The following is a 358-nucleotide window of genomic DNA, read 5'->3' as shown; positions in this document are numbered from 1 at the left end:
GTCAAGCAGCTTCTTGCGCTTCTTGGCGGGAACTGCCTTGCGAGCAGGTGCCGACTCGCCGTCCTCAGCTTCCTCTTCGTCCTCGTCTTCGTCGTCCTCTTCGCCCTTCAACCAGGCTTCGAGGTCAGCCTTGATGCCGGCGAAACCTTCGTACAAAGAGTCACCGTACTTCATCCAGATTTCCTGGCGCAGGGACTCATCGCCCGACGCGAAGCGCAGGGTTTCGATGGCGCTGGTTTTCAACTGGCTCTTGAGTCGCAGCGGGCGCTCTACGGTGATCTTCCAATAGCCGAAGTCCTGCGTGTCGAACCACTTGCTCTGCTCGGTTGCCTGCGCATCACCCAAGTAAAGGTCGAGG

General features: G+C 58.9%; 1 pseudogene. It reads right to left on the bottom strand.

From position 1 onward, the window contains the following. Positions 1 to 358, bottom strand: a pseudogene (locus tag ACR6JA_RS22985) (hypothetical protein); the annotation flags it as partial.

The sequence above is a fragment of the Cedecea sp. B1(4) genome (assembly GCF_059414925.1).
The sequence above is the reverse complement of the archived record's forward strand: the minus strand, read 5'-3'. Positions and strand labels throughout refer to the sequence as shown.